The 26,544-nt window shown below is 61.4% G+C and carries 28 protein-coding genes; 16 read left to right on the top strand and 12 right to left on the bottom strand.

The window, feature by feature from the left end:
• Window positions 1–7: 7 nt before the first annotated feature.
• Both HX898_RS01585 and HX898_RS01580 read right to left on the bottom strand, forming a co-directional pair.
• On the bottom strand, window positions 8–985 hold the full coding sequence (locus HX898_RS01585; RefSeq protein ID WP_180193802.1) for an ABC transporter substrate-binding protein: 978 nt from the start codon (window positions 983–985) through the stop codon (window positions 8–10).
• A gap of 291 nt (window positions 986–1,276) precedes the next feature.
• Window positions 1,277–2,044, bottom strand: coding sequence for an alpha/beta hydrolase (locus HX898_RS01580; protein WP_011652698.1), 768 nt, complete (start codon window positions 2,042–2,044; stop codon window positions 1,277–1,279).
• 230 nt (window positions 2,045–2,274) lie between these two features.
• Between HX898_RS01580 and HX898_RS01575 the strand changes: the two genes are divergently transcribed.
• The 3 genes from HX898_RS01575 (at window position 2,275) to HX898_RS01565 (ending at window position 5,274) form a co-directional block, all read left to right on the top strand.
• Window positions 2,275–2,745 carry a MarR family transcriptional regulator gene (locus HX898_RS01575; protein WP_180193801.1) on the top strand — a complete coding sequence of 157 codons (471 nt, stop codon included), beginning with the start codon at window positions 2,275–2,277 and terminating at the stop codon, window positions 2,743–2,745.
• A 224-nt stretch (window positions 2,746–2,969) separates the two neighbouring features.
• Complete coding sequence (locus HX898_RS01570; RefSeq protein ID WP_180193800.1) at window positions 2,970–4,028, top strand: aldo/keto reductase; 1,059 nt, start codon at window positions 2,970–2,972, stop codon at window positions 4,026–4,028.
• A gap of 202 nt (window positions 4,029–4,230) precedes the next feature.
• Window positions 4,231–5,274 carry a DUF2278 family protein gene (locus tag HX898_RS01565; RefSeq protein ID WP_180193799.1) on the top strand — a complete coding sequence of 348 codons (1,044 nt, stop codon included), beginning with the start codon at window positions 4,231–4,233 and terminating at the stop codon, window positions 5,272–5,274.
• A 40-nt stretch (window positions 5,275–5,314) separates the two neighbouring features.
• Here HX898_RS01565 and HX898_RS01560 read toward each other — a convergent pair whose 3' ends face one another.
• Window positions 5,315–6,535 (bottom strand): PLP-dependent aminotransferase family protein, encoded by a 1,221-nt coding sequence (locus HX898_RS01560; protein ID WP_180193798.1) that lies wholly within the window; start codon window positions 6,533–6,535, stop codon window positions 5,315–5,317.
• 206 nt (window positions 6,536–6,741) lie between these two features.
• On the opposite strand from HX898_RS01560, the gene HX898_RS01555 reads away from it, so the two are divergent.
• The 6 genes from HX898_RS01555 to HX898_RS01530 all read left to right on the top strand — a co-directional run bounded on the left by HX898_RS01555 (window position 6,742) and on the right by HX898_RS01530 (window position 10,032).
• Window positions 6,742–7,842 carry a branched-chain amino acid aminotransferase gene (locus tag HX898_RS01555; protein ID WP_138330597.1) on the top strand — a complete coding sequence of 367 codons (1,101 nt, stop codon included), beginning with the start codon at window positions 6,742–6,744 and terminating at the stop codon, window positions 7,840–7,842.
• Between the two features lie 337 nt (window positions 7,843–8,179).
• Window positions 8,180–8,389 (top strand): AbrB/MazE/SpoVT family DNA-binding domain-containing protein, encoded by a 210-nt coding sequence (locus HX898_RS01550; RefSeq protein ID WP_003541204.1) that lies wholly within the window; start codon window positions 8,180–8,182, stop codon window positions 8,387–8,389.
• The gene (locus HX898_RS01545; RefSeq protein ID WP_138330596.1) at window positions 8,389–8,766 is read left to right on the top strand and encodes a type II toxin-antitoxin system VapC family toxin; all 378 of its coding nucleotides are present in this window, start codon (window positions 8,389–8,391) and stop codon (window positions 8,764–8,766) included. The genes HX898_RS01550 and HX898_RS01545 overlap by 1 nt, the downstream gene beginning before the upstream one ends.
• Window positions 8,767–8,884: 118 nt before the next feature.
• Window positions 8,885–9,136, top strand: a complete 252-nt coding sequence (locus HX898_RS01540; protein WP_180194342.1) for a type II toxin-antitoxin system ParD family antitoxin — start codon at window positions 8,885–8,887, stop codon at window positions 9,134–9,136.
• Entirely contained in the window at window positions 9,120–9,455 is a 336-nt protein-coding gene (locus HX898_RS01535) for a type II toxin-antitoxin system RelE/ParE family toxin (RefSeq protein ID WP_138330595.1), read from the top strand. The genes HX898_RS01540 and HX898_RS01535 overlap by 17 nt, the downstream gene beginning before the upstream one ends.
• Window positions 9,445–10,032 carry a class I SAM-dependent methyltransferase gene (locus HX898_RS01530; protein WP_180193797.1) on the top strand — a complete coding sequence of 196 codons (588 nt, stop codon included), beginning with the start codon at window positions 9,445–9,447 and terminating at the stop codon, window positions 10,030–10,032. The genes HX898_RS01535 and HX898_RS01530 overlap by 11 nt, the downstream gene beginning before the upstream one ends.
• A gap of 49 nt (window positions 10,033–10,081) precedes the next feature.
• Here the strand turns inward: HX898_RS01530 and ilvC are convergent, their stop codons facing one another.
• Window positions 10,082–11,101 (bottom strand): ketol-acid reductoisomerase, encoded by a 1,020-nt coding sequence (gene ilvC / locus HX898_RS01525; protein WP_003560822.1) that lies wholly within the window; start codon window positions 11,099–11,101, stop codon window positions 10,082–10,084.
• Window positions 11,102–11,150: 49 nt separating this feature from the next.
• Window positions 11,151–11,816 (bottom strand): TetR/AcrR family transcriptional regulator C-terminal domain-containing protein, encoded by a 666-nt coding sequence (locus HX898_RS01520; RefSeq protein ID WP_180193796.1) that lies wholly within the window; start codon window positions 11,814–11,816, stop codon window positions 11,151–11,153.
• A gap of 141 nt (window positions 11,817–11,957) precedes the next feature.
• Between HX898_RS01520 and HX898_RS01515 the strand changes: the two genes are divergently transcribed.
• Together HX898_RS01515 and HX898_RS01510 are read left to right on the top strand one after the other, a co-directional pair.
• Window positions 11,958–12,437, top strand: a complete 480-nt coding sequence (locus HX898_RS01515; protein WP_180193795.1) for a hypothetical protein — start codon at window positions 11,958–11,960, stop codon at window positions 12,435–12,437.
• A 22-nt stretch (window positions 12,438–12,459) separates the two neighbouring features.
• Entirely contained in the window at window positions 12,460–12,825 is a 366-nt protein-coding gene (locus HX898_RS01510; protein WP_180193794.1) for a DUF4087 domain-containing protein, read from the top strand.
• Window positions 12,826–12,908: 83 nt separating this feature from the next.
• Here the strand turns inward: HX898_RS01510 and HX898_RS01505 are convergent, their stop codons facing one another.
• From HX898_RS01505 to HX898_RS01495, 3 genes are all read right to left on the bottom strand, one after another.
• On the bottom strand, window positions 12,909–14,588 hold the full coding sequence (locus HX898_RS01505; protein ID WP_180193793.1) for a hypothetical protein: 1,680 nt from the start codon (window positions 14,586–14,588) through the stop codon (window positions 12,909–12,911).
• Entirely contained in the window at window positions 14,588–15,646 is a 1,059-nt protein-coding gene (locus HX898_RS01500) for a glycosyltransferase family 2 protein (protein WP_180193792.1), read from the bottom strand. The genes HX898_RS01505 and HX898_RS01500 overlap by 1 nt, the downstream gene beginning before the upstream one ends.
• A 91-nt stretch (window positions 15,647–15,737) precedes the next feature.
• A complete protein-coding gene (locus tag HX898_RS01495) occupies window positions 15,738–16,646 on the bottom strand; it encodes an AraC family transcriptional regulator (protein ID WP_138330589.1) in 909 nt (302 codons plus the stop codon).
• Between the two features lie 204 nt (window positions 16,647–16,850).
• Between HX898_RS01495 and HX898_RS01490 the strand changes: the two genes are divergently transcribed.
• Window positions 16,851–17,897 carry an NAD(P)-dependent alcohol dehydrogenase gene (locus HX898_RS01490; protein ID WP_011652713.1) on the top strand — a complete coding sequence of 349 codons (1,047 nt, stop codon included), beginning with the start codon at window positions 16,851–16,853 and terminating at the stop codon, window positions 17,895–17,897.
• Between the two features lie 59 nt (window positions 17,898–17,956).
• Here HX898_RS01490 and HX898_RS01485 read toward each other — a convergent pair whose 3' ends face one another.
• The 3 genes from HX898_RS01485 to HX898_RS01475 form a co-directional block, all read right to left on the bottom strand.
• Entirely contained in the window at window positions 17,957–19,912 is a 1,956-nt protein-coding gene (locus HX898_RS01485; protein ID WP_180193791.1) for a TetM/TetW/TetO/TetS family tetracycline resistance ribosomal protection protein, read from the bottom strand.
• Between the two features lie 210 nt (window positions 19,913–20,122).
• Window positions 20,123–21,388 carry an NAD(P)/FAD-dependent oxidoreductase gene (locus HX898_RS01480; protein ID WP_180193790.1) on the bottom strand — a complete coding sequence of 422 codons (1,266 nt, stop codon included), beginning with the start codon at window positions 21,386–21,388 and terminating at the stop codon, window positions 20,123–20,125.
• 108 nt (window positions 21,389–21,496) lie between these two features.
• Window positions 21,497–21,961, bottom strand: coding sequence for an Lrp/AsnC family transcriptional regulator (locus tag HX898_RS01475; RefSeq protein WP_180193789.1), 465 nt, complete (start codon window positions 21,959–21,961; stop codon window positions 21,497–21,499).
• A gap of 157 nt (window positions 21,962–22,118) precedes the next feature.
• Here HX898_RS01475 and HX898_RS01470 point away from each other — a divergent pair, with 157 nt between their 5' ends.
• The 4 genes from HX898_RS01470 to HX898_RS01455 all read left to right on the top strand — a co-directional run bounded on the left by HX898_RS01470 (window position 22,119) and on the right by HX898_RS01455 (window position 26,006).
• Complete coding sequence (locus HX898_RS01470) at window positions 22,119–22,838, top strand: aspartate/glutamate racemase family protein (protein ID WP_180193788.1); 720 nt, start codon at window positions 22,119–22,121, stop codon at window positions 22,836–22,838.
• 247 nt (window positions 22,839–23,085) lie between these two features.
• Window positions 23,086–24,003, top strand: coding sequence for a helix-turn-helix domain-containing GNAT family N-acetyltransferase (locus HX898_RS01465; protein ID WP_180193787.1), 918 nt, complete (start codon window positions 23,086–23,088; stop codon window positions 24,001–24,003).
• Window positions 24,004–24,063: 60 nt separating this feature from the next.
• Window positions 24,064–24,687 carry a TetR/AcrR family transcriptional regulator gene (locus HX898_RS01460; protein ID WP_180193786.1) on the top strand — a complete coding sequence of 208 codons (624 nt, stop codon included), beginning with the start codon at window positions 24,064–24,066 and terminating at the stop codon, window positions 24,685–24,687.
• Window positions 24,688–24,797: 110 nt separating this feature from the next.
• The gene (locus HX898_RS01455; protein WP_180193785.1) at window positions 24,798–26,006 is read left to right on the top strand and encodes an MFS transporter; all 1,209 of its coding nucleotides are present in this window, start codon (window positions 24,798–24,800) and stop codon (window positions 26,004–26,006) included.
• A gap of 9 nt (window positions 26,007–26,015) precedes the next feature.
• Here HX898_RS01455 and HX898_RS01450 read toward each other — a convergent pair whose 3' ends face one another.
• Complete coding sequence (locus HX898_RS01450; protein ID WP_180193784.1) at window positions 26,016–26,432, bottom strand: helix-turn-helix domain-containing protein; 417 nt, start codon at window positions 26,430–26,432, stop codon at window positions 26,016–26,018.
• Window positions 26,433–26,544: the final 112 nt, after the last annotated feature.

Genomic DNA, 26,544 nt, shown 5'->3' with positions numbered 1-26,544 from the left:
GAAAGGATCAGTTCGAGCCGTAGATGCCCGAGAAGGTCTTGAGATCCCGGTCGGTATTCTTCAATGCTTCGGCCGCCTTGATCGGCAGGACCTTGATGGTGTCGCGCGCCGGAAAGCCTTCCGGCAGCTTCATGCCGTTGCGGGCCGGGATGTAGCCGAGCTTCAGGAAGCCTTCCTGGCCCTTTTCGGAGAGCAGGTAATCGACGAACTTCTTGGCGGCATCGGCGTTCTTCGTGCTGGCGAGGATGCCGACCGGCTCGGTGACGGCCGAAACGCCTTCGCTCGGGAAAACAAATTCGACGGGAGCGCCCTTGGCCTTCTCGCGGATCGGCAGGTAATCGACGACCATGCCATAGGCCTTTTCGCCCGAGGCGACCGACTTCAGCACGGCGCCGTTGCCGCCGGCAGCGATCGCGCCATTTTCCGCGAGCGACTTGTAAAAGTCCCAACCGAGTCCAGGAACGGCGGCAAGCGTCTGGGCGTGGATGAGGGCCGCACCCGAGGCAAGCGGGCTCGGCATGGTGACGAGGCCTTTGGCTTCCGGCTTGGTCAGGTCCTTCCAGCTCGCAGGCTTCATCGCTGCCGAGGTATTGTACATGATGCCGGTGGTGATCAGCTTGGTCGAGTAGTAATAGCCGTCGGCGTCATAAAGGGCGGCGTCGTACTGAGCAGCCTCCGGCGACTTGTAGGCGAGCAGCTTGCCGTCTTCCTTGAGGCGCTCCAGCGTCACCACGTCGGCGATGAGGAGAATGTCGGCGACCGGGTTGCCGGCCTGGATCTCGGCCTGAAGCTTCGCCATGATCTTCGGCGTGCCGTCGCGTACCCAGTCGACCTTGATATCGGGATTGGCGGCCATGAAACCATCGACCGTCGCCTGTGCGTCCTCGTTCGGCTGGCTGGTATAGAGAACCAGGTTTGCGGCCGAGGCCGGAATGGCAAAGAGGCTCGCGGCGACAAGGGCTGCGGCAGAAACGATCGTTTTCATGGGAAGGATCCTCGATTTCGATAGCCCTCCCTTATTAGGGGTCGTTGACAGAGATGTGACAGGGCGCGGCGGCTGGTCCAAGCCCTGCACGACTACTTTGCCACCGACTGGTCGTGACCTCACCACCCTCGCTTCGGTCAGTTCACTGAGGATCAACTGAAGCAAATGCCTGATCAGCGGGTCCCGCTCCCGCCGATACGTCGCGCAGGCAGAGCCGGTCATGGCCCGCGGACAAAACCTCCGCGGCAGCCGGCCACGGCGCTCACACGCCGTGGCCCCTCGGATCGAATACTACTTTGCAGCTTCTTCGATCAGTTCAGCCACCTTCTCGGGATGCGACACCATCACGACGTGGGAGGCGCCATCGACCACCACGGTCCGCTTGGAGCCTGCCCGCTCGGCCATGAAGCCAAGGGCTGCGGCCGGGATGTTCTTGTCGCCGGTGCCGTAGACAAACCACGACGGCAGCTTCTTCCAGGCGGGCTCGCCGGATTTTTCGGTCAGGGCAGCCTCGGTGACCGGACGCTGGGCAGCCGCCATCAGGGCCGCCTGTTCGGCCGGCACGTCGCTGGCGAACTGATCATGGAACTTGGCCTGGTCGATATAGAGATCGACACCGCCGGCGCTGAGCTTTACCGGGGCCGCAAGCGCTCCGCTCAGCGTACCGCCCGGAAACTTGCCGGCGAGATCTGCGACCGATTCTCCGGCATCCGGCGCGAAGGCCGCGACATAGACCAGCGACCTGACGTTGTCGTGGCCGTTGGCCGCGGTCGAAATGACCTGGCCGCCATAGGAGTGACCGACAAGGACCACAGGGCCGGCGATGCTGCCAACCACGTCGGAGACATAGGCAGCGTCGTTAGAAACGCTGCGCAGCGGATTGGCGGCTGCCACGACAGAAAAGCCATCCTTGCGCAGGATTTCGACGACGCCGTTCCAGCTGGATGAATCGGCAAAGGCGCCATGGACGAGGACAACGGTCGGCTTGGCCGGCTGAGCAACGGCAGCACCGGAAAGAAGAGCGCCCGCCAGGGCGACGGCAGCAGCAAACTTGAACATTGGTCATTTCCTTTCGTCGGTTGAGTTTCAAAGAAGCCGAATGGGGAGCCACAAGGGAATTCACCTGCTTGCGAATCTATTGACGCAGCAAACCTCTGCGGTTTCCGTGTTTGGTATATAATTTGTCAGCGATTTCTTTGTACACGATCTAATTAGGCTCCCTCGTCTGCCGAGTCAATAGCTTGCAAACAGATCGCGCACAAATTATATTGAGATCAAAGGAGAGCGTGATGAAAGACACCAGATCAAATGATCTCGCTGACGTGCCCAAGATCGATGAAATGCTTTGCTTTTCGATCTATTCGGCAAGCCACGCCTTTAACCAGCTTTACCGTCCCCTGCTCGACGAGCTGGAACTCACCTATCCGCAATTTCTTGTCATGACCGCCTTGTGGGCGCGCGACGACCGCACGGTGAAGGATCTCGGCGAGACGCTTTTTCTCGACTCCAGCACCCTCACTCCGCTGCTGAAGCGGCTGGAAAATGTCGATCTCGTCACCCGCAACCGAAATCCCGCCGATGAGCGCCAGGTGCTCTTGCGCCTGACGGAGAAGGGACAGGCGCTCAAGAGCCGTGCCTCCCATGTGTTCGACTGCATCGGCAAGGCTGTCGGTCTCGACGCCGAGGCTGTCAGCAAGATTCGGGACACAATCGCTTCGCTTCGCGACAATATTCACAAGAAGGACAAGCAGGAGAGCTGACGTGGCCTCCACCACGTCGACGCTGCGCCAAGACAATTTCCGTCGACAAGCCGATGACATATTGTACGATCTGCCGCTCGGCTCGTGATCGGCCATAGCCGCCGCATGGCCGGAAGATGCCGACGCTCAGAATCTCGCCTAAGCCTCACGCAGCCGTGAACGCGCAGCCATTGCCATCTCCGAGCGTTGAGGTACGTCAGTCTTGTTTAAAGGGAGGAATTTCAATGGAATATCGTTTGCTAGGCCGTTCCGGCCTGAAGATTTCGACTTTGACCATGGGCACGATGACCTTCGGCGGTGTCGGCTGGGCGAAGACCGTCGGCGACCTCGGCGTCTCCGAGGCGAAAAAGATGATCGATATGTGCATCGATGCCGGCATCAATCTGATCGACACCGCCAACGCCTATTCCGACGGTGAATGCGAAAACATCATCGGCAATGTGCTCTCCGGCAAGCGGCCGCAAGGCGTGTTGCTCGCCACCAAGGCCCGCTTCAGCATGGGCGACGGACCGAACGACCAGGGTCTGTCGCGCTACCACCTGATCCGCGAATGCGAGGCGAGCCTCAAGCGCCTGAAGACCGATGTGATCGACCTTTACCAGGTGCATGAATGGGACGGCCAGACGCCGCTGGAAGAGACGATGGAAGCCCTCGACACCCTGATCAGGCAGGGCAAGGTGCGTTATGTCGGCTGCTCGAACTATTCCGGCTGGCACATCATGAAGGCGCTCGGCATCGCCAACGAGCACAGGTATCAGCGCTTCGTCAGCCAGCAGATCCACTATACGCTGGAAGCCCGCGACGCCGAATATGAACTGCTGCCGATCTCGATCGACCAGGGCCTCGGCGTGCTGGTCTGGAGCCCGCTCGCCGGCGGTCTGCTCTCCGGCAAGCATCGCCGCAACCAGGCAGCGCCCGAAGGTACGCGCCAGTTCGCCGGCTGGACCGAACCGCCGATTCGCGATGAGAACCGCCTCTGGAATATCGTCGAGACGCTGGTCGCGATCGGTGAGGAACGCGGCGTCTCGGCCGCACAGGTGGCGCTCGCCTGGCTGATCGGCCGCAAGGCGGTGACCTCGGTCATCATCGGCGGCCGCACCGAAGCCCAGTTCCGCGACAACATCGCCGCCGCCGAGCTGAAACTCACGGATGAGGAGCGCAAGCGCCTCGACGCGGTCAGCCTGCCACCGGTGATCTACCCCTATTGGCACCAGTTGAACACGGTTAGCGACAGGCTTGGTGAAGCCGATCTCGAGCTTTTCGGTCCGCATCTGCAGCAATAGGCGATAGCGGAGCAGCATTGCACGGCGGAAGACAAAGCATGTCGCGCAAAAGTGTGCAGCGGTTTTGCGACCACGACATGCTCAAATCAAAGACCTAAAGTGTGGCAGGCAAATCTGAAAGATCGCGCCATACTTTAGCCGTCACAAAAGATGCACTTTCGCCGTGTTACCGTCAGATCCCGCCACCCCCGCGAGGTTCTCCGTGCTGAAGAATTACAAGGTCCTGAAGGGTACGGCGAGCGCACTCGCCCTCGACGACGACAACGATCCCCATATCGAAATCCGCATCGAGGCGAACGGTGTCAGCTACCGCATCGCGCTCAACGTCCGCTCCAAGGAATCGCCGCACGACCTGCTCTACGCCAATATCGTCGATTTCAAGCACCCGGCGCTGACGGAGGCGCTCGAAGCCCTGCCGATGGGCCTGACCGATATCCGCAAGGACCGTCCGGAGCTTGCGATCGACTATGTCCGCAGCGGACTGATCGAGCGCGAGGACATGAATGTCGCGCCCTTCCAGCTATCCGGCCCGAAGAACGACCTGCGCGATTTCATCGAGCCGATCGTCCAGGAAGGCATTGCCGATTCCGACGTGCATTTCTATGCCGTCGGCGAGGCCTGGGGGCCTGAAAACAACAAGCCGGACCAGTATTTCCGTTTCGAGCCGGGCAACGGCATCCACGACATCCACATGAACCAGGGCGACGGCGGCAGCTTCAAGGCCACCAACGGGCCGAACCAGGACGGAGCGCTGCTCGTCCATTTCAATGATACCGACGAATGGGCGGCGATCTTCCTCTGCTTTCAGTCGCAGAACTGGAACACCGATGCGGCGACCGGCCATCCGGTTTCCGACAGCCGTGGAGGCCAGGGCCGCGGCGAAGGCACACGCCGGCCGCAGCCGATCGTCGCCTCGTCGCTACGCATCGTCGCCGCGCTGATCAACCCGGTCAACGGCGAAGGCGGCACCGAGGCCGAAACGGTGACGATCATCAACCGCTCCGACATGGAGGCATCGCTCGAAGGCTGGAAGCTGGAGGACGAAAACAGCAGGACCCAGACACTGTCGGGATCGCTGAGCGCAGGCGAGCTGCGCACCATAGCGCTCGATGCGGCAGCCGGCGGCCCGCAGCTTGCCAACCGGGGCGGCGACATCATTCTGCGCAATGCCGACGGCGCCGTTGCTGATCGGGTCGGCTACGGCAAGAGCGAGACGGCGAACGTGGGCTGGACGACGATCTTCTGATCGGCGCCCTGCCCTTGCTCCGTCAGCCGGGCGGCTGGAATCAGCTGCCGATTTCGGCCGAGATCAGCGCGCTCAAGCGGCCGATGCCGTCCTCGATCATCTGCTCGTTGGCGCAGGAGAAGCTGACGCGGAAGGTGTTGGCGCCGGAACCATCGGCGAAGAACGCCTTGCCGGGCACGAAGGCGACCTTGGCGGTTTCGAGCGATTTCGCCAGCAGCTTGGCGCCGTCCATGCCCTCAGGCAGCGTGATCCAGATGAACATGCCGCCTTCCGGCTTCGTCCAGCTGGTGCCTTCAGGCATGTATTTCTCAAGAGCGGCCAGCATGCAGTCGCGGCGTCGGCTGTAGGCGGCCTTGATCTTGGCGACCTGCGCGTCGAAGCCGCGCTCGGCGACATCTGATATCGCCATCTGGTTGATCGTCGAAGAATGCAGGTCGGCCGCCTGCTTCATCAGCACCAGCTTGCGGATGACGGGCGCATTGGCGACGATGAAGCCGACCCGAAGGCCGGGCGCCAGCGTCTTCGAGAAGCTGCCGCAATAGATCGTGCGCGTATCGTTGATATGACCCTTCTCGGCGATTTCGAGCGCCAGGATCGGCGGGATCGGATCGCCGTCGTAGCGCAGCGACTGGTAGGCCGCATCCTCGATGACGGCGATGTCGAGATCTTCCGCCAGCGCTAGGACCTTCTTGCGGCCGTCAAGATCGACGGTTTCGCCGGTCGGATTGGAGAAGTCGGTGGAGAGATAGGCGAACTTCACCTTGCCGCCGGCAGCGGAAGCGGCCGCGCGGTAGGACTCGGGCGTCCGGTTGCCGTTCGGCGTCAGCTGATCGTAGGCCGGTTCATAGGCATTGAAGGCCTGCAGCGCGCCGAGATAGGTCGGCCACGTCACGAGCGCGGTGTCATCAGGCGACAGGAAGAGCTTGCCGAGATAATCGAGACCCTGCTGCGAACCGGACACGATGAAAACGTTATCGAGTTCGCAGGGGATGCCGAGAGCCGCCATCTGCCCGACCAGCCATTCGCGCAGCGGCTTGTAGCCCTCGCTGACCGAATATTGCAGCGCCGAGTTGACGGCGGCGCCGTCGAAGATATCGGCATAGGCCTGCTTGAACTCCTGATCGGGAAACAGCGCCGGATCCGGAATGCCGCCGGCGAAGGAGATGATGTCGGGCCGATCGAGAAGCTTCAAGAGCTCGCGGATCTCGGATGCGCGCATGCGCGACGAGCGCGACGCAAACATGGTGTCCCAGTTCAGCATGGGGTTTCCTCGTATTTTTCTATTCCCCTAGCAGACCATGCCGGAGAATTTATGTCAACAATACTGACCTATTTTCTTGTCCCTGTGACAAGAAAGCGATTATTCCCCTGATCGATGCCGAAACCGCCTGATTCAGGCCTTTCCAAGACCAGCCCGGCGGCAGTAGTGTCGCCGCCACTATTCAATGTACTATCAAGGTGCCAGCAATGACCGCGACGACGACCTCTCCTGAAATCAAAATCGAATTGCACAAGTCTCCCGTCTCCGACGCCGACCGCATCCAGGCACTGGAGACGCCCGGCTTCGGTAAGGTCTTCACGGATCATATGGTCCTGGCACGATGGACTGCCGACAAGGGCTGGCACGATGCGAAGGTTACGCCGAGGCGTCCTCTGGAGCTCGATCCTGCAAGCGCCGTGTTACACTATGCTCAGGAAATTTTCGAAGGCATGAAAGCCTACAAGGCAGACGATGGCCGGATTCTGCTCTTTCGGCCCGAAGAGAACGCCCGCCGCTTCGCGCAGTCGGCGACTCGCATGGCTATGCCTCCTGTGCCCGAAGAACTCTTCCTGAAGGCGGTCGAAGAACTGGTCCGCGTTGACAAGGCCTGGATTCCATCCGGCGACGCCAGCCTCTACCTTCGCCCCTTCATGTTCGCCAACGAGGCGTTCCTGGGCGTTCGTCCAGCTCAGGAATATGTCTTCTGCATCATCGCCTCCCCGGTCGGCGCTTATTTCAAAGGCGGAGCGAAGGCGGTTTCCCTATGGGTAGAGACCGAATACACCCGTGCTGCCGCCGGCGGCACCGGTGCTGCAAAATGCGGCGGAAACTACGCAGCAAGCCTCGTGGCGCAAGCCGAGGCGGCGAAGAAGGATTGCGATCAGGTCGTCTTCCTGGATGCGGCAGAGCATCGCTGGGTCGAAGAACTCGGCGGCATGAACGTCTTCTTCGTCATGAATGACGGATCGGTGGTGACCCCGCCTCTTGGCGGTACGATCCTGCCGGGTATCACCCGGGCCTCGGTGATCGTGCTCGCTGGAGAAAAGGGCTTGCGCGTCGAGCAGCGTCCCTACTCCTTCGCGGAATGGCAGCAGGACGCAACCAGCGGCAAGCTCGTCGAAGCCTTCGCTTGCGGCACTGCCGCGGTCCTGGCGGGCATCGGCCTAGTTCGGCATGCCGGCGGCGAGTTTCTGATCGGAGACGGACAGACCGGCAAGTTGACCAGCGAACTGCGCCAGCAGCTCGTCAGTCTGCAGAAAGGCGTAACGAACGATGAGCGCGGCTGGACGCGCCTTATCCCGGCCTGAACTCCGGATGCGTCAGCCCAACGGCGGCGTCAACACCGACATGGTGGGCGCCGCTCTCCGCCTCGCCCGCAAAGCCGCCGGGCTGGCGATCTATTCCGCCCTGGAGTTCGTTTCGATCTGCACGATACGATGTTCTTCGAGCCGACAGCCATTAAGCAATCCGCGGATCTCTTTCGAAACCGGGCGTCGCCCGGTTTTTTGTTGCCGAGTCAGCCGGAAAAACCATCGTCAACGTCCCATTTTGCGACCGGAATAGCACCAACGCCAAAAACGGTTCGCCATTGACCGATGCCAAGTGAATTCTTACTATCTACTAATCGATATAGGAAAGGTAAGAATGGCAACCGCAACCCTCTCTACAAAATTCCAGATCTCCATTCCCAAGGAAGTGCGCGAACAACAGCACTGGTCGGCGGGACAGGAATTCGTGTTCATACCCAAAGGCAAAGGCGTATTGCTGATGCCGGTCCCGACGCTTGCCGATCTTCGCGGCATCGCCGAAGGCGCAGACAACAAAAACTACCGTGACCGGAACGACCGCTTCTGATGCGCGTGATCGACAGCTCCGCATGGATAGAATGGCTGACGAAAAGTGCTGCTGGAACGCGGCTGCAGGCTGAAATCCCGGAACGCGATCAATGCATCGTTCCGACGATCGTGCAGCTTGAGCTTTCCAAATGGCTGGCACGCGAAAAGGACGAGGAAGCCGTCGACAGCTTCATCGCCTATACCGCGACATGCATGGTTGTTTCGCTCGACACGACGCTTGCCCGCCGTGCCGCCGAAATATCGGCAACCCACAAACTCGCCACCGCAGATGCGATCATTTACGCGACCGCGGAGCGCCATGATGCCGACATCCTGACCTGCGACGCCCATTTCAAGGATCTCGAACGCGTCATCTATATCGATAAAAAAGACTGATCTGCATGTGACCCAAGCCCTCGACGGCGCGGCACAACGCTTCTATCACAAACTGGGAAATGGTAATCTGGCATCTGAAATGGCTGAAAACCGACATGGGCGGGCGGCACCGAATCCAATGGCGAAAATGACGATCTCGCTTCCGGATAATCTGGCGGAATACGTCGAAAACCGTGTCGCAAGCGGCAGATACAGCAGTGCCGACGCATTCCTGGCGGAGCTTATTCTGAAGGATCAGCTCCATCATAAGCTTGACGACGAGGAACTGCGCAACATTCTGAGACAGGCTGAGGAAAGCGGCCCGAGCGAGCGACGCATTCCCGACATCCTGTTGGAAACGAAGGCAAAGCTGCGTGACAACCACCTATAGGCTGACCCAAACCGCCTACTCTGTGCTATCGGGCATCGACGAATATGCTAGCCTCAATTTCGGCGAGGCGCAGGCAGACGCCTATCTTCTCGACTGGGACAGGATTTTCGTGCTTCTTTCGCATGCTCCCTCCATGGGAGAAGAGTGCGACGAACTCGGCGCTGGCCTTCGCCGCCTCCTCCACATGCGTCACGTCGCCTTCTACCGGGTGACATCGGAAGGGATTGTCGTCATTGACATCATCGACGCCGACCGGCTTCCTGAACGACATCTCCAATCCAACCGACGCCCACGATCGGCCGAGCAGCATGCCTCTTGACTGCACCTCCGCCTTCTATGAGGAAAATGCCGAGACATATGCCAACCGGGCGCGCAGCCTGCCGAAGCAGCAGCTCGATGCCTTCCTCGCCGGGCTTGCGCCGGGTGCGGCAATCCTCGAACTCGGCTGCGGCGGCGGGCAGGACAGCGCCTACATGCTGTCGCAGAGCTTCGATGTGACGCCGACCGACGGCTCCGCCGAACTTGCAAGACAGGCCGAAGCGCTGATCGGCAGGCCCGTCAAGATCATGCTGTTCCAAGAACTCGATGCCGAAAGCGCCTTCGACGGCGTCTGGGCGCATGCGAGCCTTCTCCACGTCCCACGGCCGGAATTGCCTGATGTTTTCACCCGCATCCGTCGCGCGCTGAGGACCGGCGGCATCATTCACGCGAGCTTCAAGGCCGGGGACGCGGAAGGCCATGACGGCTTCGGGCGCTATTACAACTATCCCTCCACCGAATGGCTTTCGGAGCTTTTGACGAAAGGCGGCTGGCGGAACATCGCCATCGGCGAAAGCGACGGCGGCGGCTATGACGGCAAGCCGACCCGCTGGCTGACCGTCGGCGCAGAACGGTAAAGGCCGGAGCTTTCGCCCCGGCCTTAAACTATAACAGCACAAAAAGTGCTTAGTTGACCGACTTGTCGACCAGCTTGTTCTTGCCGATCCAGGGCATCATGCCGCGCAGCTTGGCGCCGACTTCTTCGATCGGGTGGCTGTCGTTCAGGCGGCGGATGCCCTTGAAGCGCGAGCCGCCGGCGCGGTATTCCTGCATCCAATCGGACGTGAACTTGCCGGTCTGGATGTCCTTGAGAACGCGCTTCATCTCGGCCTTGGTCTCGGCAGTGATGATGCGCGGACCGGAGACATATTCGCCCCACTCGGCCGTGTTGGAGATCGAGTAGTTCATGTTGGCGATGCCACCTTCATAAATCAGGTCGACGATCAGCTTCACTTCGTGCAGGCACTCGAAATAGGCCATCTCAGGCGCGTAACCGGCTTCGGTGAGCGTTTCGAAACCGGCGCGGATGAGCTCGACGAGACCGCCGCAGAGAACGACCTGTTCGCCGAAGAGGTCGGTTTCGCACTCTTCGCGGAAGTTGGTTTCGATGATGCCCGAACGGCCGCCGCCGACGCCGCAGGCGTAGGAGAGAGCGAGTTCAAGCGCATTGCCGGAAGCGTTCTGGTGAACGGCAACGAGGCAGGGAACGCCGCCGCCCTTCTGGTATTCGCCGCGAACCGTGTGGCCCGGGCCCTTCGGTGCGATCATGACGACGTCAACTGAAGCCTTCGGCTCGATGAGACCGAAGTGAACGTTGAGGCCGTGAGCGAAGGCGATGGCTGCGCCATCGCGGATGTTGCCAGCGATGTCGGCCTTGTAGATGTCGGCCTGCAGTTCGTCCGGGGTCGCCATCATCATCAGGTCCGCCCAGGCGGCAGCTTCGGCAACCGTCATGACCTTGAAGCCATCGGCTTCGGCCTTCTTGACGGTCGGCGAACCGGCCTTGAGTGCGATGACGACGTTCTGGGCGCCGCTGTCCTTGAGGTTCAGCGCATGGGCACGGCCCTGCGAACCATAGCCGATGACGGCGACCTTCTTGGCCTTGATGAGGTTGAGATCGGCATCACGATCGTAATAGACGCGCATTTGAAGTTCCTTCCCTTTGCTTGTCTTGTTGACTGTCATTAAAGCGGAATCAGCCGAGAACCGGCATCTCCGCCAGAACCTTGTCCGTGCCATAGAGCCTGAGGAAGGCGGTGACTGCCCTCTCCGCCTGGCGTGCGGTATCCTTGAGGCCTGGTTCGCCGAGCAGCATGCGCACATGCAGGTCGGAGACAACAAGGCCGTAAAGCGTGTGATAAGCCTCGTCGGCATCGGCAAAACGCAGGAGCCCTGCCCTTTTGCCGGCATCGATCAGCGCCATGGCGCGCCGGTCGATCTGGCGACGGCCGCGCTCGAGCAGCAGCCTGCCGAGTTTCGAGCCGTCGCGGTTCGACTGGCCGATCGCCAGCCGGTTCAGCGCCAGCGAGACGTCGCCAGCGAGCACCTCCAGCAGGTCACGCGCAAAAATGACCACATGGTCGTGAAGGCTTGCCGCCGTCAGCCGCTCGCCGTTGCGCTCGAAGGTACGCACCTTGCTCGCCTGATAGGCTATCATCGCCGACAGCAGCCCGTCGCGATCGCCGAACCACTTGTAGAGGCTCTCCTTCGAGCAATTGGCGGCTCGCGCCACACCCGAGGTCGTCAGCGCCTTCTCGCCGCCATCGACGAGCAGCTGCAGCGCCTGCTCCAGAACGGCGTTCTGGCGCGGCGAAAATTCGCTCGGCTCTGCGGTATCGACGGACACGATCATAGCTCCCATATACGTACCGTACGGTACGGTTCGTGAGGTTTATGCGATAAACCGATCAGGTCGTCAAGAAGCCTGGATAGATTTTTTTAATACGTGAAACCGCGATGAAAGACCAGAATTGGATAGGCGCGAATCCTCGGCGATCGCATAATGTCGCGCTACGCCATTTGCCCGGAGGCTTCGATGTCACGTCTTTCTGCAGCTCTTCTCCTGCTCGGAGCAATCCTCCTTGGCGGCTCAAGCGCTCTCGCGCAGTCCGACAGCGACGTCTATAACCGCATCGAAGAGCTGCACGGCGATGCCGCGGGCTTCGACCGGCCGCTGCGCCAGCTTGTCAAGGCGATGCGCTCGGGCGAAGCCGAGACCATCGCTGGCCTCGCCGAATACCCGCTGACGGTCAAGGCCAATGGTGAGAGCTACGACGTCGAGAGCGCTGAGGATTTCATCGACAATTTCGATGATCTCGTGACGCCGGAAACGCGCCGCACCGTCGGGCGCCAGCAATATGAGGATATTTTCGTCAACAGCGACGGCGTCATGCTGGCCGGCGGCGCCATCTGGATGGGCGCGATCTGCGAGGACGCCACGTGCGAGGCCAGCCATTGGGCGATCATCGCGATCAACAATTGAAATCTGTCGAGGGGAAAAGGCAATGAGATACCGGATAGCCGCCGCGGTCATGATCGCAGCTCTTGTCGTCGCAGCCAATGCGAGGGCCGCCGAAACGCGCTGCGGCTGGATCGAGAATCCGACGCCCGCCAACTGGTGGCTGGAGGACGCGGAGAACACCTGGACGATCATGACCCAGGGCGACGATGCCGGCGAGGTGGAAGGCATGGAGCTGATCTCCGACATCTCCGAACATGACTATGTCAGAACCAACGGCAATTACGGCTATGCCTGCGCCTGCATGAATGTGGAGACTGATGGCAAGGATCGCATCACCCGCATCCTCTCCTTCCGTCAGCTAAAGCTCGCCAAATGCCGTGCCGACAAGGCGCTGAAATTCCCCGGCTGACTAGCGCCTCACCCGAAAACCGGATGGCGGCCGCAATCATGACCCAATCGTCCAGAGGCAATCGATCCACGAAGAGCCCCGACCTACGCCCTGGCGCAACCGGCGGGGATCGAGAGAGGCTCTGCCGGCATCGCCTTATCGATCGCGTAAAGTTTTGCGAAACCCGCATCTTCGACCAGCGTCAGGCCCGCCGGCATCAAGGTGCCGACATAGCGGTCGGGGATATCGGCATTGGCGACGAGGACGAAATCGAAACGCCTGCGCCAATCCGATATGTAAGGCGTAAAGTTTCTATATTCCTGCATCATTGCCGGGCATGAAAGCACGCCGATCGACAGCAGATTGCCCTCGGGAACCGCGATCTCAGACCGTGGCGGCAGAACGGATAACGGCTGCTTGCCTTTTGCAGTGAAGAGCGTCGGCACGAAAGCATGCGAGAAGGGCACGGCAAGCGTCGGCAGGTGCCGGAAAGTATCCAACCCCCAGGCAAAATGCCGGTTGGAGTGGGCAAGATCGCTCACTGTCTCGGGTTCATGTCCCAGAGGCAGCACGGCTGCACCGGCCGGCACCTTTTTAAGCACAGTCTCGACGGCGGCAACATCCTTCTGTGCCAGCCACCAGTTCCAGCCGATCCAGCCGGTGCGGCCGAAGACTGCGAGATTGATGATGAGCGCCAGCAATAGCGCTTGCCGGCGCGTGAGATTGGCGAAGGGGCACACCATCGCCATGGCGACGAGCGCTGTCATGATCGGAAAGCGCCAACTGATCCATCCGGTGCCGAGCATGTGGCGAGGCGAAACACAGGAGAGCAGCAGCAGGCCGCAGGCGGCGACGGCAAGCCCCGCATGGATGCGGATGTCGCCCGCGCCGACGGCACGCGTGCAGATGAGGATCAGCGGCAGAACCAGCACGACATCCACCACCGGGACATAAGTCGTGATGGCGGAGAGCAGATTAAGGACGATCAGGATGATACCGTCGTTCCAGGCGAGGCCGAGGCCGTTGCCGCCGGCGTTGGGCAAAGCCGCCGTATGGAGATAGAGCGCGAGCGGCGGCAGGACGCAGGCGCCGAGCGCCAGCGCCAACCGGCCGGCGAGCCTCATCAGACCCGCCTTCGATCGCACGATATCGATGCGCCAGGAAAATTCGAGGCCGCAGACGATCGCCATATAGAAGCCAAGCGCGAAGAGATGCATCACCGTCAGCAGCAGCGCGGCGGCCAGCCGCCAGGCAAAAACCAGGGCGGGATTTCTGCGCTGCAGCAGCAGATCGACGCAGGCGAAGAACAACGCCATGCCGAGGCCGATCTGGAAGTTGATGAAGCCGCCGATCATGGTGGCGCACCAGCTAAGCGACAGCATGGCGGTCTGCCAGTGGTGCCGGCCGCCGAAAAGCGCGCGGTGCAGACCGATCGCGCCGAGCGGCGGCAGCACGATCGCCAGGAAAAGCAAAGCCCGCGCAAGCCTGTCGGCACCGACAAGCGGCCCCAGCCAGGTGGCCAGAACGTCGATCCCGACATTGGTGAAGGTGCGGTTCCAATCGACCGCATAGATCTCAGGAAACGGCTGCTCGCCGATCCCGCCCGAAAGGAGCCAGATACGGGCGTAATGATTGGCGTAATCGAGAACCGGCGGAAAGGGAAACAGGAGAACCAAAGCCGCGGCAAGCCCGACGAATGCGACGATCGTAACGGTGGAATCCTGCCTGGCGATCGATTCCTCAGGCCCGGCTGCGGCCACAGCAGGCGCGGCAATCCGGTCCATTATCCGATCCGGCTGTTCTTTTGCGAGCGCGGCGGCTCTTCGGATGCAAAGGCCGCATCCAGCGCGGCGCGCTTATCGCTGGCGCTCATCTCCGAGAAAGCGATCGACAATTCTGCGTGTTCACTGCCGCGCACGATCGTCTCGACCATGAACATCGGCCGCTTCTTGCTCTCCTGTACCAGACGGCCGAGATACTCGCCGATGATGCCGATGCAGATCAGCTGGATAGCGCTGAAGACGCTGACCGCGGCCATGATCGACGACCAGCCGGTCACCGTCTCGCCCTGCAGCCAGCGAATGAAGGTGTAGACGAGCAACGCGATCGCGACGCCGGCGCTCATCATGCCAAGCCAAGTGCTGATGCGCAGCGGCGTCGTCGAAAAGCTGGTGATCGCATCGAGAGCGAAATTGATCATCTTTCGCAGAGGATATTTCGTCGTGCCGGCAAAACGGGCGTCACGCTCGTAGGGGAGAGCCACCTGCCTGCCGCCGATCCAGCTGACCATGCCGCGGATGAAGCGATCGCGCTCGGGCATCGCCAGCAGGATATCGACGACGCGGCGCCGCATCAGCCGGAAATCACCGGTATCGCGCGGAATGGTCACGGAAGCGAGCTTGGACAGGGCGCGATAGAAAAGCGAAGCGGAGGCCAGCTTGAACCAGCTTTCGCCCTGGCGGCGCGTGCGCTGGCCGTAAACGACGTCGGCGCCGCGCTCCATGATCGGCATCATCATCAAAAGCAGCTCGGGCGGATCCTGAAGATCGGCATCGATCAAAAGCACGCGCTCGCCCCGCGAGGCGGAAAGACCCGCCGTCGCTGCCAGCTGGTGGCCGTGATTGCGCAGAAGACGAACACCGAGCACCTGCGGCACATCTGCCGCCAGATCCGAAATGATCTCCCAGGTGCGGTCGGACGAGCCGTCATCGACGAGAATGAGCTCGAAGGCATCGCCGGCAACGCTCTGAGCAGCCGCGGCAGCGCGGCGGCAGAACTCGCGCAGCCCTTCTTCCTCGTTGTGACAAGGCGCGACGATGGAAAGAAATGGGACTTGCGCCATGCTAACGTCGGTGCCTGCTTGATGTTTGGCGCCAGACTAGCGACGAAACGTCAAACATCCTTTAACGATTGGCTGCCGGTCGCAAGGCCGACTATTCCGCCGCCATGACCTCGCGGGCGCCGTCAATATCGCGGGCCGGCGAGGCGCCGTAAAGGCGGCTGTATTCGCGGCTGAATTGCGACGGGCTTTGATAGCCGACTCGGTGACCGGCCGTGCCCGCATCGAGCCGCTCCACGAGCATCAGACGGCGCGCCTCGTGCAGGCGAAGCTGCTTCTGATACTGCACCGGCGTCATCGCCGTGACCGACTTGAAGTGATGATGGAAGGACGACACGCTCATGCTGACGCGGTCGGCGAGGTCCTCGATGCGCAGTGGCCGCGCGAAATTCTCCTTCAGCCATGCGACGGCGCGCGCGACCCTGTTGCTGTGGCTGTCTGCAGTTGCGATGTTGATCAGACGCGCACCATCCGGCCCGGTCAGCACCCGGTAGAGGATTTCCTGCTCGATCAGCGGCGCCATGGCAGGAATGTCGCCTGGACGATCGAGCAAGCGCAGCAGGCGAATGGCAGCATCCAGGAGTTCCGGCGGAGCGACGTTCACCGCCATCCCGCGCTGCCCGTCAGTATGGGCGGCCGGGCTCGGAATATCGATGCGGCTGAGCAACTCCAGCAGCTTTTCCGAGTCGATTGCCAGTCCCAGGCAGAGATGCGGAACCTCAGGGCTCGCCTCCGTGACGCGCCAGGCGACCGGCAGGTCGAGCGAGGTCAGCAGATAGTCACCAGTTCCATAGCTGATAAGTTCCGTGCCGAGGCGCAGGCTCTTGGCTCCCTGCAGTACAAAGGCAAAACAGGGCCGGTAGCTGCTGTGCAGCGGATCGCTGGGCTTGGACCGACGGCTGATGTGAAGATTGCCGATATCAGTCGCAAACTCGCCGTCACCAGCCGCGAAGCGCATCGCGATATCGACAATTTCCTGATAGGGGCTGAAGGGCAAAGTCATGCGGCAACTCTTTCTGTCAACTGTCTGACGCCGGCGATACCGCTCTTATCTAGAGTGCCCTGGCCATTTCGCAAACAGGCCGGCGCCTCACTTTTGCAGGATCGTGCAAAAAGCTGAGAGGATCGCTCTAACCCTCTGACGCAGTTCCGGGCAATAGTCCACCATCTCTTTCAACCCCCACCACAATCGAAAAGGATGGTTCCCATGCCCATTGCAAGAGGCTACGCCGCGACCGACGCTTCCAAGCCGCTGACCCCTTTCACCTTCGAACGCCGCAACCCGAACCCCGATGACGTCGTTATCGACATCAAATTTGCCGGCATCTGCCATTCGGACATCCACACTGTCCGCAACGAATGGAAGAACGCCGTCTATCCGATCGTGCCGGGCCATGAGATCGCCGGCATCGTCTCGGCTGTCGGTTCCGATGTGACCAAATTCAAGGTCGGCGATCGCGTCGGCGTCGGCTGCTTCGTCGATTCCTGCATCGGCTGCGCCGAGCGCGACCTCGATCGCGAACAGTATATGCCGGGGCTCGCCGGTACCTACAACGACTTCGAAGCCGACCGCAAGACACGGACCCAGGGCGGCTATTCCGACTCGATCGTCGTTAGGGAAGGCTATGTCATGTCCATTCCGGACAATCTGCCGCTCGATGCCTCCGCGCCGCTACTCTGCGCCGGCATCACGCTCTATTCGCCGCTGCGCCACTGGAATGCCGGCCCCGGCAAGAAGGTCGCGATCGTCGGCATGGGCGGTCTCGGCCATATGGGCGTCAAGCTCGGCGCCGCCATGGGTGCCGATATCACCGTTCTCTCCCAGAGCCTTTCCAAGAAGGAAGATGGGTTGAAGCTCGGCGCCAAGGAATATTACGCCACCAACGACCCCGAAACCTTCACGAAGCTCGCCGGCACTTTCGACCTGATCATCTGCACCGTCAGCGCCGAGATCGACTGGAATGCCTATCTCGGCCTTCTGAAGGTGGATGGTTCCTTCGTGGTGGTCGGCGCCCCGGAAAACCCGATCCCCGTGCATGCGTTCTCGATCATCCCCGGCCGCAAGAGCATTTCCGGCTCGATGATCGGCTCGATCAAGGAAACCCAGGAAATGCTCGACTTCTGCGGCGAGCACAACATCGTCTCCGAGATCGAGAAGATCAACATCCAGCAGGTCAACGAAGCCTATGAACGCGTCCTGAAAAGCGACGTCCGCTACCGCTTCGTCATCGACATCGCCTCGCTGGCAGCTTGAGAAAACGAGAGGCGGCTCCTTTGGGGGCCGCCTTTCTGATAACGGCCGTCCATCCGTCCTCATGCTGAGGCTCTCGTGGACTGCAGCCGCAGCAGATATTCGACTGGTTTGAACGGATCGGGGCCTGAACGCTCGCGCGAGCGCGGCGGGCCGGCCATCGGGCCATAATGGTCGAAAGAGGTTTCCATGGTCCCCGCCCCGCTCGTCAGGCCCGGCAATTGCTGCTGGACGCTCTGGATCATCGCGGATGCCATGGTGCCTTCCAGCCGGGCCATGCCGTCGGCAATCACGGAATCCGTCATCGTCGCGGCAGATTTCGCAAGCAGGGTCAGCAAGCCGCTCAAGCTCTCCGCGGGCGCTTCGAGATGAAAGCGGTCGATCGGTTCGCATAGGACGGTTTTCGCGGCCGACAGCGCGTCTGCCAGCACCCAAGGCGTCAGCTGCCGGAAATCGGCGGCGGTGCTTGCAGGCGAGCTGTGCCGGGCTGCCGTCATCGCCACGTGGCAATCGATGACCTGCCAGCCGAAAACGCCCTGCTTCAGCGTTTCGAACACGGTTTCTTCGACCGCCCTGTAAAAGCTGGCGGGCATCTGGCCGACGTCCACATCAAGCGCAAAGCTGTTGCCTGCCCCTTCTGGACGCGGTTCGACGCGTAGACCGACGGTGGCGAGAAACGGATTGGGCTCCTTGAAGAGGATCTGCAAGCCTTCCCCGGTTCCCGCAAGCCTTTCCACCAAGATGACCGTGCTTTCCTCGAACCCAGCCTCGAGACCGAAATCCGTCAGCAGGGTCGATTGGACGACCTCCTTCTGCACCTCGCCATAGAGCGATACGAAGATGTCGTCGGCATCATCGTTCCGGCGCAGATTGATCAACGGGTCCTGCTCCGCCATCTGGTTCAGCGCCAGCCAGAGGGCCGCCTTGTCGGAGGGCCACCGGGCGAGGACGCGGGTTTCAAGGCTGGGCGGGGCAAACTGCGGCCGCCCACCGGCGAGCAGGTCGCCGCCCACCGCATCCCCGATGCGGCCGCCGGCAAGGCCGCTTACGCGCGCGATCTGCCCGGCGCAAAAGCTTGCGGCGCCATGAACCCGGCCGGCCTCGAAAACCTCGATCGCGGTCACTCTTTCCGGGCCTTTGGGCAAATCCAGATGTTGCCGCAGCCGGACCGTGCCTGACGTCAGGTATATATAGGCCAGCTTTTCTCCGCCCCAGCCGCGTTCGATCTTGAAGATTTTTCCGGCAATCGGCCCTTCCGGATCGAGGCGCCGGCCGGGCAATATCGTCGCAATGGCCGATGTCAGGGCCGGCACGCCGACGCCGGTCGTTGCCGCACCTGCGAAGACAGGATGCACCAGACCGCGCGCGACCTGATCGCTCAGGCAGCGTCCAAGCCTGTCCGCCGTCAGGCGATCGGGCGCCAAGACGTAGTCGTCCAGCAGCGCCTCGTCATTCTCCGCGAGAGCTTCGCAGAGCGGCGTGAAAAGCGGTTCGCATCCGGGAGCCAACGCCGCCACCCTGGCAAGCCTGCTGCCGGCATCGATGACGGAAGACATGGCGATGGGGCGAACGGGCAATTGGCTGGCAAGAGCGTTCAGCACGTCCTCATATTGCGCGCCGAGACGATCGACCTTGTTGACGAAGAAGATAAAGGGAACGCCAAGCCGCCGCAGCGCCCGCACCAGCACCCGCGTCTGGGCCTGCACGCCTTCGACCGCCGAAACGACGACGACCGCAGCATCCAGCAATCCGAGCACCCGCTCGACCTCGGCGATGAAATCCGGGTGACCGGGCGTGTCGATGAGATTGACGATCCTGTCGCCGATCGTGAACGACACCACCGCGGCTCTGATCGTGATGCCGCGTTGCCGTTCGAGCTCGAGAGTGTCCGTCTGTGTATTGCCGGTATCGACGCTGCCGAGCTTGTCGATGACGCCGGCGTCAAAAAGCAGTCTTTCGGTAAGGCTAGTCTTACCTGCATCCACATGGGCAAGGATGCCCAGATTCAAAGTGCGCATGAACCACCAACTTCTCAGAATTTCGAATGTGATTTTCGTGAGAAGTGAATCGGCGCATTGGAACCTCTATCCGCTGATAGCTACGGCTGGATGCGTAACCTCCGGTGGTTTTCGGAAGACGCGACCAAACCCTAAGGGCGGATCCCAAGATATGTCAAGCTTGGCCATATCGCTGCTTCGAGGCTCAGCCTCTGGAGGGCGGGAGGAGAGTTACTCCTCCTCCCGCATCGTTTCCCTCTGCGTGATCAGCCGGGCGCTGTGCTGGCCGCTCAGATAGATCCACAGCCAGCTCCAGGCGACGGAAAAGCGCGAGCGGGTGCCGATCAGGAAGTAGATATGGGCAAGACCCCAGATCCACCAGGCGATCCAGCCCTTCAGCTTGATCGGGCCGAAATCGATGATCGCGGCACTCTTGCCGATCGTCGCCAGGCTGCCCTGATGCCAGTAACGGAAAGGCGTCGGCGCGGGTTTGCCGGATATGCGGGCGCGAATGACCTTGGCGACGTAACCGCCCTGCTGCTTGGCGGCAGGCGCTATGCCCGGCACCGGCTTGCCGTCCTCGCGCATGACGGACGCGGTATCGCCGACGACGAAGACGTCGGGCAGACCCGGCGCGCTCAGATCCTTCTCGACCGCGACGCGCCCTGCCCGGTCGGCGGCAACGCCGAGCCATTGCGCCGCCGGCGAGGCGGTGACCCCGGCTGCCCAGACGATCGTCCGGCTGGCAACGAAGGTCTCGCCGATCTTCACGCCGTCGGCGTTGCATTCGGTCACCGGCTTGCCGAGACGGATTTCGACCCCGAGTTTCTCCAGCGCCTTCTGGGCATAGGCCGAAAGCTCCTCGGCGAAGGTCGGCAGCACCCGCGGCCCAGCCTCGACCAGCACGACGCGGGTCTTGCGCGTATCGATGTTGCGGAACTCCTTGGGCAGCGTGAAATGCGCAAGCTCGGCAATGATGCCGGCCAGCTCGACACCGGTCGGCCCCGCGCCGACGATGGTGAAGGTCAAAAGCGCATCGCGCACCGCAGGATCGCTCTCCATCTCCGCCTTCTCGAAGGCAAGCAGCACGCGCCGGCGGATCGTCGTCGCATCCTCCAGCGTCTTCAGGCCGGGCGCCACCGGCTCCCATTCGTCATGGCCGAAATAGGCATGCGTCGCCCCCGTCGCCAGCACCAGCGTATCGTAACCAAGAGTCATGCCGTTGCGTAAGGAAACAGTCTTCGCGCCACTGTCGACGCCCGTGACCTCGCCGAGCAGCACCGTCACGTCAGGCCGGTCGGCATAGAGGCGGCGGATCGGCCAGGCGATCTCCGAGGTGGAAAGAATGGTGGTCGCCACCTGATAGAGCAGCGGCTGGAAGAGATGATGATTGCGCCGGTCGACCAGCGTGATCTTGACGCCGGCACCCTTCAACCCGTTGACGAGCTGCAGCCCGCCGAAACCGCCGCCGACAACGACGACATGATGATCGCTCATGACCTACCCCTTTGCGCCATTTCGCTCAAAGCCAATGTGGCCTTCGCCGCGATGGTTGCAACTGCCGTTTCGGCATAGCTCCCCTGCATCCCGGTCGGTGGAGCTGGCTCAATCGGCATACCCAACGGGAATTGCCGTGCCGCCTTTCAGAAGTTCCATCGAGATCGAGGCCGAGACGTCGAAGAGTTCGATCTTGCGGACGATCTGCTTGTAGATCACATCGTAATGCTCGACGCGCGGCAGCACGATCTTCAGGATATAATCGTGGTTGCCGGTCAGCCGGTGCGCTTCGACGATCTCTGGAATGTCGCTGATGATCTGGCGGAAGGTCTCCGTCCAATCGTCGGAATGGTGCGCCGTCTTGATGAGCGCGAAAACCGTCGTCGGCACGCCCATTTTTTCCCGGTCGAGCACGATGATCCGCCGGGCGATATGGCCGCTCTCCTCAAGCCGCTGGATGCGCCGCGAGCAGGCCGACACCGAAAGCGCCACGCGCTCGGCAAGATCGGTCACGGATATGCCTGCATCCTTCTGCAGCATGTCGAGAATGCGCCTGTCGCGATCGTCAAGCATTGCCTAGACTGGACCTCTCGCCGAATTTTTGCATGATCTCGTAAAACCACGCAAAATCATATCACGTATTTCGCAAGGATGACAAACAACGCAAACACGTCGCGCCGGAATTGCGGCATCATTCCCGACAGTTGAGAAGCATGGAGAGCATGAAGAAATGGAAACGATCGGCCTTATCGGCGGCATGAGTTTCGAAAGTTCGGCGGTCTATTACCGTGTCGTCAATGAGATGGTGCGTGACCGCAAGGGTGGCCTCGCCTCGGCCGAACTCATCCTGCATTCTGTCAATTTCGAGGAGATCGTCGCGCTTCAGAAGGCCGGCGACTGGGATATGGCCGCCCGTCGCCTCGCCGACGTCGCTCTGCGCCTGCAGATCGCCGGCGCCGGCTGCATCCTGATCTGCACCAACACCATGCATCTGATCGCCGACAAGGTCGCGGAGAAGATCTCCGTGCCGCTGATCCACATCATCGACGAGACGGCGAAATCGCTGCATGCGGCCGGCCGCAAGCGCCCGCTGCTGCTTGCTACCCGCTACACGATGGAGCACGGCTTCTACAGCGATCGCATGAAGAGCCTTGATGTTGATATCATGGTGCCTGATGCCAGCGACCGCACGACCGTGCACGACATCATCTTCAACGAACTCTGCGCCGGCAAGGTGCTCGACAGTTCTCGCGACAAGCTCATGACGGTGATTGCACGCGCCATCGATAATGGCGCCGACAGCATCATCCTCGGCTGCACCGAGATCTGCCTGATCCTCGACCCTGACCATTTGCCGCTGCCGGGCTTCGACACCACAGCGATCCATGCGCGGGCGGCGGTCGATTTCGCGCTCGGTGCAGACGAGACCGCGGAAGAGGAAGCGGCCTGATATCGCCCCACTCTTGGGATCATCAATTTAATTGACTCAGTCAACTAAATGCACAACAAAGTCTTCGTTCAGAGATCTTTGCTGGACTGCTGACAAAGTCGGCCAACACCTCTGTCGTCATGCTCGGGCTTGTCCCGAGCATCTGCAACCGATGCAGCAGATCCTCGGCACAAGGCCGAGGATGACGCCGAGTAAAGAGCGAGGTTTGTCAGCAGTCTGACAAAGATCTCCATCTGGAGATCTTGTCATGTCCGATATCGCTCTCATCGAAACCGTCCGCGATTTCAACCGCTTCTATACGAACTTCCTCGGCCTCTTGAACAAGGCCTATCTCGACACGCCGTTCACGCTGACCGATGCCCGGATCCTCTTCGAGATCGGCTCGCATGACGGCGTCAGCGCCGCCGCACTTGTCCGCGACCTGCAGCTCGACCCGGCCTATCTCAGCCGCATCCTCAAGCGTTTCCGCGCCGAGGGGCTGATCGAAACCACCCCCGATCCGGCCGACCTGCGCAGCCAGGTCATCATTGTCACCGACCGGGGACGGGAGCAGTTCGAAGAACTCGGCCGGCGCGCCAATGCGCAGATCGCCGCCCGGTTCGACAATCTCGCCAGCGGCGAACCGGAGGCAGCAGTCTCGGCGATGCACACGATCCGCACGCTGCTCGACCCGGCAGCAAAGTCCACACCGGCCATTATCCGCGCCCACCGCGCCGGCGATATCGGCTGGATCGTCCAGAGCCAGGGCCGTTTCTATGCCGAGGAATATGGCTGGGACCTGCGCTTCGAGGCGCTGGTGGCCGACGTCGCCGGAAAATTCCTCGTCAATTTCGATCCGGCCAAGGAATATTGCTGGATCGCCGAACGCGGCGGCGTCAATGTCGGTTCGGTCCTCGTCACCAATGGCGGCGACGGCGTCGCCAAGCTCCGCCTGCTCTTTGTCGGCAAGTCAGCCCGCGGCCTCGGTCTCGGCAAGCTGCTGGTCGATAAATGCATCCGCTTCTCAAAACAGAAGGGCTACCGCGAGCTTTCGCTCTGGACCAACGATATGCTGGAGACCGCCCGCGCCATCTACGTCAAGGCGGGATTCCGACTTGTCTCCGAGGAGAGACATCGCATGTTCGGCCCCGAAGCGAACGGCCAGAACTGGGTGCTCGATCTCTGAATTTGCTGCGCCGCAGAAATTTCACTTGATTTGGAAACGTTCATTCCCTAATTAGGCGCCATGACCGTTGTCAATCTCACACCAGAAGCAAAGACCCGCAGCCGTGGCCGTCCGCGCGAGTTCGATATGGACGCAGCGCTCGATGCCGCGCTGCGCGTCTTTTCCGAACGCGGTTACCACGCCGCAGCTATCAGCGAATTGACCGAAGCAATGGGCCTTGCTTCGGGGAGCATCTACAAGGCATTCAAGGACAAGCGCGGCATCTTCCTCGCTGCTTTCGCCCATTATCGAAAACTCGGCAGACGGCGCCTGGAAGCGATGATCGCGTCTGCAGAGACCGGTCGCGAGAAGGTCTTCCAGATGGTGATGTATTATACCGAGCTCTCCTATGGCGAAGCCGGCCGCAAAGGCTGTCTCGTCGTTGGCGGCGCCAACGACTTCGCGCTGCTTGACGAAGAAGCCGCTGCCCACGTCGTGACCGCCTTCGCCGCGGACGAAAAGCTGATGGCCGATCTCATCCGCATCGGCCAGACAGACGGCACCATTCCGAAGACGGCAGACCCGGATGCCGCCGCCCTCGCCTTCCTCTGCTTTACCAAGGGCCTGCGCGTCATCGGCAAAACAGGACGCAGCAGGGAAGAGATACTGTCTGCGGCCGAGGCCGCGATGAAGCTCGTGACCTGAACAGTCCACACCGTGGACGAGAAAAATACCGGCATTCGGTCAAGGATCGGGTGGCCGCAGCCAGCATTTTTGCATTCAATTCTTTCAATCTTTGAATACCGGAGTTTCTGATGAGCATTTCAGCCACCACGCCGGATGAGGCCATTCCCAGGGCGCTATCCCCTTGGCTAACCTTCCTTTTCGCCGCCGCCTGTGGGCTGGTGGCCGCCAATCTCTATTACGGCCAGCCGCTGGCCGGTCCCATCAGTGCCGATCTCGGCTTCACGCCTGCCGCTACCGGCCTGATCGTCACGCTGACGCAGATCGGCTACGGCCTCGGCCTGCTGCTGATTGTGCCGCTCGGCGATCTCACCGAAAACCGCCGTCTGGTGCTGATGCTGATCGCCGTCTCCGCCGTTGCGCTCATCGGCGCGGCGCTGTCTTCGACGCCCACAACCTTCCTCGTCGCCTCGCTCTCTATCGGCCTTTCATCGGTCGCAGTTCAGGTCCTAGTTCCCTTTGCCGCCAACATGGCGCCGGATGCAACGCGCGGCCAGGTCGTCGGCAACGTCATGAGCGGCCTGCTCTGCGGCATCATGCTCGCCCGCCCCTTCGCAAGCTTCGTCGCCGAGGCCTCCTCCTGGCACGTGGTCTATTACGTCACCGCAGCGCTCATGCTCGTGCTCGCCGTCGTGCTCCGCGCCAACCTGCCGGTCCGCCGGCCGACGACCAGGCTACGCTACGGCGAACTGCTCGCTTCCATGAGCCACCTGGCACTGACCTCGCGGGTGCTGCAGCGCCGGGCGCTCTATCAGGCCGGCATGTTCGGTGCCTTCAGCCTGTTCTGGACGACGACGCCGCTACTGCTCGCAAGTCCCGCCTTCGGCCTGACACAGAACGGCATCGCCCTCTTCGCCCTCGCAGGTGCTGCCGGCGCCATCGCCTCGCCGATTGCCGGCCGGCTTGCCGATCGCGGTATGACGAAGATCGCCTCGACGCTTGCCATGCTGCTCGGCATGGCCGCCTTCCTGATCAGCCATTTCGCCGCAGACGGCTCGCTTGCCGCCCTGCTGCTTTTGACGGCAGCGGCGATCCTTCTCGATTTCGGCGTGACGACCAATCTCGTCTGCGGCCAGCGCGCCATCTATGCGCTGAACCCGGAACACCGCAGCCGGCTCAACGGCCTGTTCATGGCAACCTTCTTTGCCGGCGGCGCGCTGGGCTCGGCACTCGGCGGCTGGGCCTATGCGACCGGCGGCTGGACGATGACGGCCTGGATCGGCTTCTGTTTCCCGGCGCTGGCCTTCCTGCTGTTCCTGACGGAAGGACGCGGCAAGTAAGAAGGCGGCCTATTTGTCGGCGGAATCGAAATGCAAACGGGCGGCGCGAACGGCATCATGGTTCGCTTCCGCCCAGTTCAAAAGCTGCGACAGCGGCTGGTAGAGCGAACGTCCAAGTTCGGTCATCGAATATTCGACGCTCGGCGGCTTGGTCGGGAAGACCTCGCGGTCGATATAACCATCCCTCTGCAGGTCGCGCAGCGTCTGAGTCAGCATGCGCTGCGAAATATCGGGGATCATCCGCCGCAGCTCGCCAAAGCGATAAGGCCGATCCGCCAGCACCTCGAGTAGCAGCGTCGACCATTTGCCGCCGATCTGCTGCATCATGTCTCTGACCGGGCAATTGCCGAAATCGAGACCGGCGAGATCGATCTCGCGCCGCGCCCCCGGCATCCTGTTCTTCAGACTGACGACCGCACCGCTCATCCGCTGGTTCCCTTTTGGTAACGTAGAGCTGAAAAACTGCCTCCTTTACACCGCCAGGTCAATTCCTATTCTAGTGTTACTCTCTTTTCGAGACCACCGGCACAACACAGCC

The sequence above is a fragment of the Rhizobium sp. WYCCWR 11128 genome (assembly GCF_013416305.1).
Lineage (GTDB): Bacteria > Pseudomonadota > Alphaproteobacteria > Rhizobiales > Rhizobiaceae > Rhizobium > Rhizobium indicum.
Note: the sequence above shows the minus strand (reverse complement) of the source record. Positions and strands in the feature narration are given on the sequence as shown.